This is a genomic window from Streptomyces inhibens (assembly GCF_003389455.1).
In the GTDB taxonomy this organism is placed as follows: domain Bacteria; phylum Actinomycetota; class Actinomycetes; order Streptomycetales; family Streptomycetaceae; genus Streptomyces; species Streptomyces inhibens.
This window is the reverse complement of the sequence record NZ_QUAC01000380.1, coordinates 1-7281: the sequence shown is the minus strand read 5'-3', so window position 1 is coordinate 7281 and position 7281 is coordinate 1. Positions and strand designations below refer to the sequence as shown.

Genomic DNA, 7281 nt, shown 5'->3' with positions numbered 1-7281 from the left:
GCGGACGCCGCCGGGGCCTGGGCCGCCGGGCGCTGCGGGGCGCGGACGGCCGCCGGCTTGTGGCGGGAGACCGGCTGGGCGGGCTCCGTGGCGCCCTTGGCGCTCAGCCGGATCAGCGGGGCGTCATTGACGTACTGCACCTCGTGCCAGACGTCGCCGCGGGCCTTGATCCAGTCCACCAGCGCCTTCTGGAGCGGCTCGGGGTCGCCCCAGGTCCCGTAGAACTTGGTGCCGGTGATGCAGATGGGGCGCAGCTCCTCGTTCGCCACGGCCTGCCAGGTGGCGGCGGCCACCCCCGGGCAGTGCTCGGCGCGGTAGTCGTCCAGCACCACCACGCCGTTGTCGGTGAGCAGCTCACGCACCGCGAGGATGTCGCCGTGGACATGCTCGTACAGATGTGAGGCATCGATATGGGCGAAGCGCACCGAACCGGCGTCGACATGGTCGCTGACGATCGAGCTGAGGCCCTGGATGATGGTGGGCAACTCTTCGTGGAACGCGAGGTAGTTGGCCTCGAACGCGCGGCGCGTCAGGGTCGCGTAGGACTTCCTCATCTCCTTGGAGTTGGAGGCGTCCTCGGCGGGGGAGTCGAAGAGATCGCAGACCGTGAAGCGCTCGTCGGGGCGCAGCCGTGCCCCGAGGAAGATCGCGCTCTTGCCCATATACGCGCCCAGTTCGAGCAGATCACCCGGCTCGGAACGGTCCTGCTGGTGCGCCAGGAACCAGTCGAAGAGCAGCTGGTCGGCGGTGAAGAACCAGCCTTTGACGTCGGACAGCCGGGTGGGGCGCGGGAGCTGTTCGGCACTCTGGTCTGCGATGGGGGCAGTCATGTGCGGTCCGTCTCCAGACGGTCGGGAATGTAGGGCGGGTGACGACGCGTGGGTGGGGATGCGGTCTGTGCAGTTATGGGCGCGCCCGGCGCCAGGGCCGCTGCGCAGGGGCGCGACCCGCGCGGGGCCAGGGCGCCACCACTCGATACGAAGGACGTTCGAGCGCCGCCCAGGCAGTCTCCATGACAGAGCCCCGTCGCACCATGCGTTTCACGGCAGTGACCGACATCGTAGGGGGAGTGACATGAACAGGAGATAACAACGGAAGACCTCGCGGCACCGGTCCTGTGCGGGTCTCACTTCACCGCGCCGGCCATCACACCCGAGACGAACTGGCGCTGGAAGGCGAAGAAGACGATCAACGGCACCACCATCGACACAAAGGCGCCGGGCGCCAGCACATCGATGTTGTTGCCGAACTGCCGCACCTCCTGCTGGAGGGCGACGGTGATCGGCGGACTGCCGCTGTCCGCGAAGATCAGCGCGACCAGCATGTCGTTCCACACCCACAGGAACTGGAAGATCCCCAGCGAGGCGATCGCCGGCCCGCCCAGCGGCATCACGACCCGGGTGAACAGCCGCAGCTCGCCCGCCCCGTCCAGCCGCGCCGCCTCCAGCAGCTCGCGCGGAATCTCCGCGAAGAAGTTCCGCAGCAGGAAGACCGCGAACGGCAGCCCGAAGGCCGTATGGAAGAGGATCACCCCGGCCGTCGTCTCGAACAGCCCGACCGCGCCGAACAGCTTCGCCACCGGGATCAGCGCCACCTGCACGGGGACCACCAGCAGCCCGACGACGACCATGAACCAGCCGTCGCGGCCGGGGAAGTCCATCCAGGCGAAGGCATAGCCGGCCAGCGACCCGATGACGACCACCAGCACCGTCGCCGGCACGGTGATCGCCGCGGTGGTCAGCAGTGAGCCCATCACCTTGTCGTTGGACAGCAGCTGGCTGTAGTTGTCCCAGGTGATCTGGGCCGGCTTGCTGAAGACCTGCCACCAGCCGGATTCGGCGATCTGCTGCGGGCTGCGCAGCGAGGACAGCAGCAGCCCCACCGAGGGCATCAGCCAGAACAGGGCGATGAGGATCAGGAAGATCTGCATCGCACCGCCGCCGGTCCGCGCCGCGATCCGCGCGGCGAGCGACGGCCTCGCCCGTACGGCACCGGCAGCCTCGGGGCGCCGGTCCGCCACGACGTTGTCGACGGTCGTCATCGGCGACGCTCCTTCCGTATGCGCCGGAGATTGACGTACATCACCGGCAGCACGAGCAGCAGCAGGAATACGGCGATCGCGCTGCCCAGGCCCTCGTCGACATCCGTTCCGAACGACGACTGGAAGAGCTGCAGGGCCAGCACATTGGCGGACCGGAGGCTGGAGCCCGGCGCGACGATGTAGACCAGGTCGAAGATCTTCAGCACATTGATCATGAGCGTGACGAGCACGACCACCAGGACGGGCGCCAGCAGCGGCACCGTGATCCGGCGGAAGACCTGCCACTCGCCCGCGCCGTCCACCCGCGCCGCCTCCAGCAGCTCGCGCGGCACCCCCGCAAGACCCGCCGCGATCAGCACCATCGCGAAACCGGCCCACATCCAGACGTAGGAGCCGATGATGGCCGGGGTGACCAGCGCCGGGCCGAGCCAGTCCACGCCGTTGTAGGCCTCGGCGAAGTTGGCAGCGGGCAGCCGGAGCCGGGCGCCGTCGGCCTTGTCGGCGGGCAGTGCGTACGTCCCGTCGCCCGCCGTCGTCGCCGAGGCGACCACCGTGCCGCCCTTGACCGCCTCGATCCGCAGACCGGCCAGCGCCTTCTCGTTGCCGTCGATCACGTTGGGCCGGCCGCCGCCTCCGCGGGTGAAGTCCAGCCAGACGGTGCCGGTGATCTTGCCGGGCCGTGGCTGCGCGGCGGCCGCCGGCTTCGCGTTCCGTACGTCGTCCGGCGCTACGGCGACCAGCGGCAGGTTCGCCGGGGACGCCGCCCGCACCGCCGATGTCGTGGTGAACGCGCCGCCGCCGGACGGCCTGAGGCCGGAGTTCGGCCGTGGCTTGGCACCGGGGAACGGCGCCGGGTCGGCGAAGGTGTCATGGATGCCGACCCACACCGCGTTGCCGACCCCGCGCTCCGGATTCTGGTCGTAGACCAGCCGGAAGATGATGCCGGCCGCCAGCATCGAGATCGCCATCGGCATGAACACGATCAGCTTGAAGGCGGTGCCCCAGCGGATCCGTTCGGTCAGCACCGCGAAGATCAGCCCCAGCGCCGTCGAGACGGTCGGCGCCACCACGACCCAGATGATGTTGTTCTTCAGCGCCGTACGGATGCCCTCGTCCGAGAACATCTCGCCGTAGTTGCCCAGCCCCACAAAGCCGTCACCGGACGCGTCGAACAGGCTGCGGTAGACGGAGAAGACGATGGGATAGACGACCAGCGCGCCGAGCAGCAGCAGGGCCGGCAGCAGGAACACCGCGGCGACCCAGGGGCGGGTGCCCATGAGGCTCTTGCGCCCCTTGTTCCTCGTGGTGTTCCCGCTGGGCTGGTTGCTGACCTTGCTGACCTGTACGTCGCTCATCGCGCAGTCCCCCGGTCCCGGTCGAGGTGGTCGGCGGCAGGCTCTCAGTGCCCGAACGACTTGGCGGCGTCCTTCTCCAGCTGTGCCTGGGTGCCCGCGATGTCCTTCGGGTTCTTCAGGAAGTCCTGGAGGTCCTTCCACTCGCCCTGGCCCGGCTTGCCGCCGAAGGAGGCCGGCGCCTGGTCGGACATGTCGAAGCGGAAGTCGTCGCCCGCAGCGACCAGCGCCTTGGCGATCTCGCGCATCACGTCATTGGCGTACGCCGCCGGGTCGAGCTTCTTGTTGGGCGAGATGAACCCGCCCGCCTGCGCCCAGATCTTGGCGGCGTCCGTCGACGCCAGGAACGTCAGCAGCGCCTGCGAGGCCTTGTTGTCCTTGAGGGCCACCGCCACATCGCCGCCGGTCACCACCGGGGAGCCGGCGCCCACCGCCGGGAACGGGAAGACCTTGGCGTCCGTGCCGACCTTGGCCTTGGTCTGGCTGATGTTGGCGGCGGCGAAGTCGGCCGAGGAGACCATCGCGGCCTTGGGGGTGTCGCCGCTGAAGGTCTGGGTCACCGACGTCGGGAAGTCCGTCTGCAGGGCGCCGGAGTTGCCGCCCGCGAGCAGATCCTTACGGCCGAAGAGCTGGCCGAGCGTGGTCAGCGCCTCCTTGACGGAGGCATCGGTCCACTTGATCTTGTGCTGCGCCAGCTGGTCGTACTTCTTCGGACCCGCCTGGGAGAGGTAGATGTTCTCGAACCAGTCGGTCAGCGTCCAGCCGTCCGCACCGCCCACCGAGACCGGCTCGACGCCCGACTCGGCGATGATCTCCGCCGCCTTGACGAACTCCGGCCAGGTCTTCGGCTCGTGGGCACCCGCGTTGTCGAACGCCTGGGTGTTGTACCAGACCAGCGACTTGTTGCTGGCCTTGAAGTACACGCCGTACGCGGTGCCCTTGTGGGCGCCGAGGTCCTGCCAGCCCTTGGTGTAGTTCTTGGCGAGCTGCTCCTTGGCGGTCGCGCCGAGCGGCTTGAGCCAGCCCTTCTCCGCGAACTCGCCCAGCACCCCGACCTGTTGGAGCATCGCGATGTCCGGCGGGCCACCACCGGCGATCTTGGAGCCGATGAAACCGGCCATATCGTCGCCGCTGGGGACGAAGTCGACCGTGGCGCCGGTGCGCTTTTCGAACTCGTCCAGCACCTTGACGAAGTTCTCCCGCTCGGGGCCCGTCCAGACCGCGGTGACCTGGAGCTTCTGGCCGCTGAGCTTGGGGAGCTGCACGGTGGGGGCGGTGCTGCCGCCCTTGCCGCCGCCGCTCGTGTTGTCCTTCGTGTCGCCGCCGCCGCCGCTGCCGCAGGCGGCCAGCGTCAGGGCCAGCGCCGCGGTCGCCGCCACCGCGGTCGTGGCGCGTACAGCCGTACGGTCGAGTCGTCTGCGCATCCCCGTAGCCCCTTATCGCTGCGCCTGCCGTGCCGTTCGCATCGCGGTGTGCGTGCTGCCGTGCGGTGGTGCTTGTGCGCTGGTGCTCGTGCGGTGGTGCCTGTGCGGTGGTGCTCGTGCGTGGTGCTGTTCGGTGTGCGACAGTCCTACGCCCTGACCACGGGGTCCGCAATACCGCGTTCGGTGTCAACTCACCTTTCGTGACGGTGCTGTTACGGGCGGCGCGGCCGGCTCACACCAAGGGCGGGGCGGACGGTGCGCCGGAGGACTGCGCGGCCCGCTGCAACGCGCTGGCCAGCAGGGCCAGGTCCGTCGGGCCGTTGCCCAGCTCACGCAGCGGGCGCCGGGCCGGCGGGTCGCCCATCCGCCGCCACTCCAGCGGGACGACCGTCGGCCGGAGGGTGGACGTCCGGGGTATCCGGCCGGTCACCCGGCCCGCCTGGAACGGCGTCGAGGAGCCGTCCGCCGCACGATGCAGCAGGCCACGGCCGGCCGGCACCGGCTCGGACGGATCGCCGGCCGCGCCCAACCGGACGCGCAGACCGGCCCGTTCGCTGGTCGCGGTCTCCGCCGTACGGTCCGGATGGCCGGTCGCGGCTATCAGATGCACTCCGAGCGCCGCCCCGTCCCGGGCCACCGCCTCCAGGGCACGCACCACGGAGCCGGCGGCCGGCCGGCCGGTGCTGCCCAGCGCCGGGGCCACCAGCGCATCGAAGTCGTCGACCAGCACGAACAGCCGCGGCATCGGCGCCGCCGCCGGCACACCGTCCTCGGCGGGCGCTCCGCTGCGCGCCCGCAGCCGCAGCGTCCCGGTCGTGGACGGGTCCGGCTCACCGGCCGCGGACCCGCTCGTGCCCTCGGTCGTACGCCGCGGCGCGACGATCCGCGGCGCCGGCAGATGCTTGGTACGCCACTCGGCGAACGGCGTGCCGGCCAGTATCTCCGCCCGCCGCTTCAGCTCGGAGGACAGCGCCTGTGCGAACTCCCGCATCCGGACCGGGTCCGAGGCGGCGAGATACGTCGTGACATGCGGCAGGTCCGTACACACCTTCAGGCCCTCGCCGCGCTCGCTGCCGCCGCCGTCCACCAGCACCAGCGACAGCAGATCCGGGCGGTCCGCGGCGGCCAGCGAGGCGGCCAGCGAACGCAGCAGCTCGGTCTTGCCGGTGGCCGCCGCGCCCTCCACGAGGAGATGCGAGCCATCGGCGGCGAGATCGGCACACAGCGGGCCGTGCGGTCCCGCACCGAGCACCGCGGCGGCACCGGGCCGGTCGGTGTCCAGTGCGGCGGCCCAACGGGCCATCAGGGACGCCGGGGTGGCGCGGGCCAGCCCCAACTCGTCCAGCAGCCGGGCCGAATCGGGCAGCGGAACGGCCGCGCGATGCACCGTACGGCCGCCGACGGTGGCCGTCGCATCGGTCTCGCGCAACGGCGCCAGCGCCCGTGCGAACCGCTCGGCCCAGGCGCCGGAGACCGCGTCCACCGTGGCGACCGTGCCGTTGGGCCCCGAGCCCGGCTGGACGACGCGCAGCGCCGTGGCGACATCGCCGCTGAGCACCGCCACCGCCCCGCACTCCCCGAAGGCGGGCGACGCCTCCCGGGCCGCTTCATACGTCGCGGCCAGCGGGAAGGCGGGGGAGGCGGCCGGGGTCTCCGCCAGACACAGCAGATGGATACCGGCCGCCGGACCGCCCGCCGCGAGCCGGGCCGTGGTCTCGCGCAGCGCGGACGAGCCGGGGTCGCCGTCCACGATCACGAGCGTGTACGGGCCCTGATGGCGGGCGGCGGCGGAGGCGACCTCGGCGCGCTCGGCACTGGCCCAGCCGGGGCCGAGCGGGCCGTCGTCGAGCCGCCGCACCAGCTCGGCCGCCCGGGCCGCGGCCTGCTCCTTGTCGTGGGCGAGCAGCAGCCGGCAGTCCTGGCCATGGGCCGGGCGGACCTGCGGCAGCCAGCCGAGCCAGGACCAGTCGGCCACCCGTTCCTCGACGGCGCGCGCCCGGTCCGTGCTGATCAGCACAATTTCGAGGGTGCCGGGGGAGTGCAGGGCGGCGAGCTGGGCGATGGCGGAGCGGGCCAGTCCGGCGAGCCGTGTGCGCGGCCCGGCCAGGCCCAGGGAGCCCGCCCGGCGCAGCTCGACGGTGACCGGCACGGCAGCCCGGCCGCCGTGCCGGCTGGCGGTCCCCAGCCGGACGGTCAGCGCGTCGGGGTGGTCCGGGCCGCGCTCCCAGAGCCGGGGCCCCGGGCCCAGCGCGGTGAGCAGGATCGTGGCCGCATCCGGCCATCGCTCGTACCCGACGGGCCCGTCGGATACCGCCGCCTCCGCGCCACCGGGGAGCTCCGCAAGGGCCGCCGCGTGGTCGGCGGCCGGATCGTACTCCGCGAAGGCCGCGTCGTCGTCCGGCCGCTCCCCGGCGGCCCGGCCGCCGGTCAGCCGCCGCGCCCAGGCGCCGAGCCCGCCCCGGCG

At 71.9% G+C, this 7281-nt stretch carries 5 protein-coding genes; all 5 read right to left on the bottom strand.

The window, feature by feature from the left end; all coding sequences use genetic code 11:
* Positions 1–830 (bottom strand): class I SAM-dependent methyltransferase (locus DY245_RS35020; RefSeq protein WP_147318414.1); only part of this gene is annotated, 830 nt, incomplete at its 3' end.
* Between the two features lie 296 nt (positions 831–1126).
* On the bottom strand, positions 1127–2041 hold the full coding sequence (locus tag DY245_RS35015; RefSeq protein WP_128511132.1) for a carbohydrate ABC transporter permease: 915 nt from the start codon (positions 2039–2041) through the stop codon (positions 1127–1129).
* On the bottom strand, positions 2038–3396 hold the full coding sequence (locus tag DY245_RS35010) for a carbohydrate ABC transporter permease (RefSeq protein ID WP_128511131.1): 1359 nt from the start codon (positions 3394–3396) through the stop codon (positions 2038–2040). The genes DY245_RS35015 and DY245_RS35010 overlap by 4 nt, the downstream gene beginning before the upstream one ends.
* Before the next feature lie 44 nt (positions 3397–3440).
* Complete coding sequence (locus DY245_RS35005) at positions 3441–4817, bottom strand: ABC transporter substrate-binding protein (protein ID WP_181924009.1); 1377 nt, start codon at positions 4815–4817, stop codon at positions 3441–3443.
* Between the two features lie 232 nt (positions 4818–5049).
* A partial coding sequence (locus tag DY245_RS35000; RefSeq protein ID WP_128511130.1) for an FtsK/SpoIIIE domain-containing protein occupies positions 5050–7281 on the bottom strand: 2232 nt, incomplete at its 5' end.

Bases quoted from the DNA above. Each gene is read 5' to 3' on its own strand.
- DY245_RS35015 (WP_128511132.1), bottom strand. From the start codon at position 2,041: ATGACGACCGTCGACAACGTCGTGGCGGACCGGCGCCCCGAGGCTGCC.
- DY245_RS35010 (WP_128511131.1), bottom strand. From the start codon at position 3,396: ATGAGCGACGTACAGGTCAGCAAGGTCAGCAACCAGCCCAGCGGGAAC.
- DY245_RS35005 (WP_181924009.1), bottom strand. From the start codon at position 4,817: ATGCGCAGACGACTCGACCGTACGGCTGTACGCGCCACGACCGCGGTG.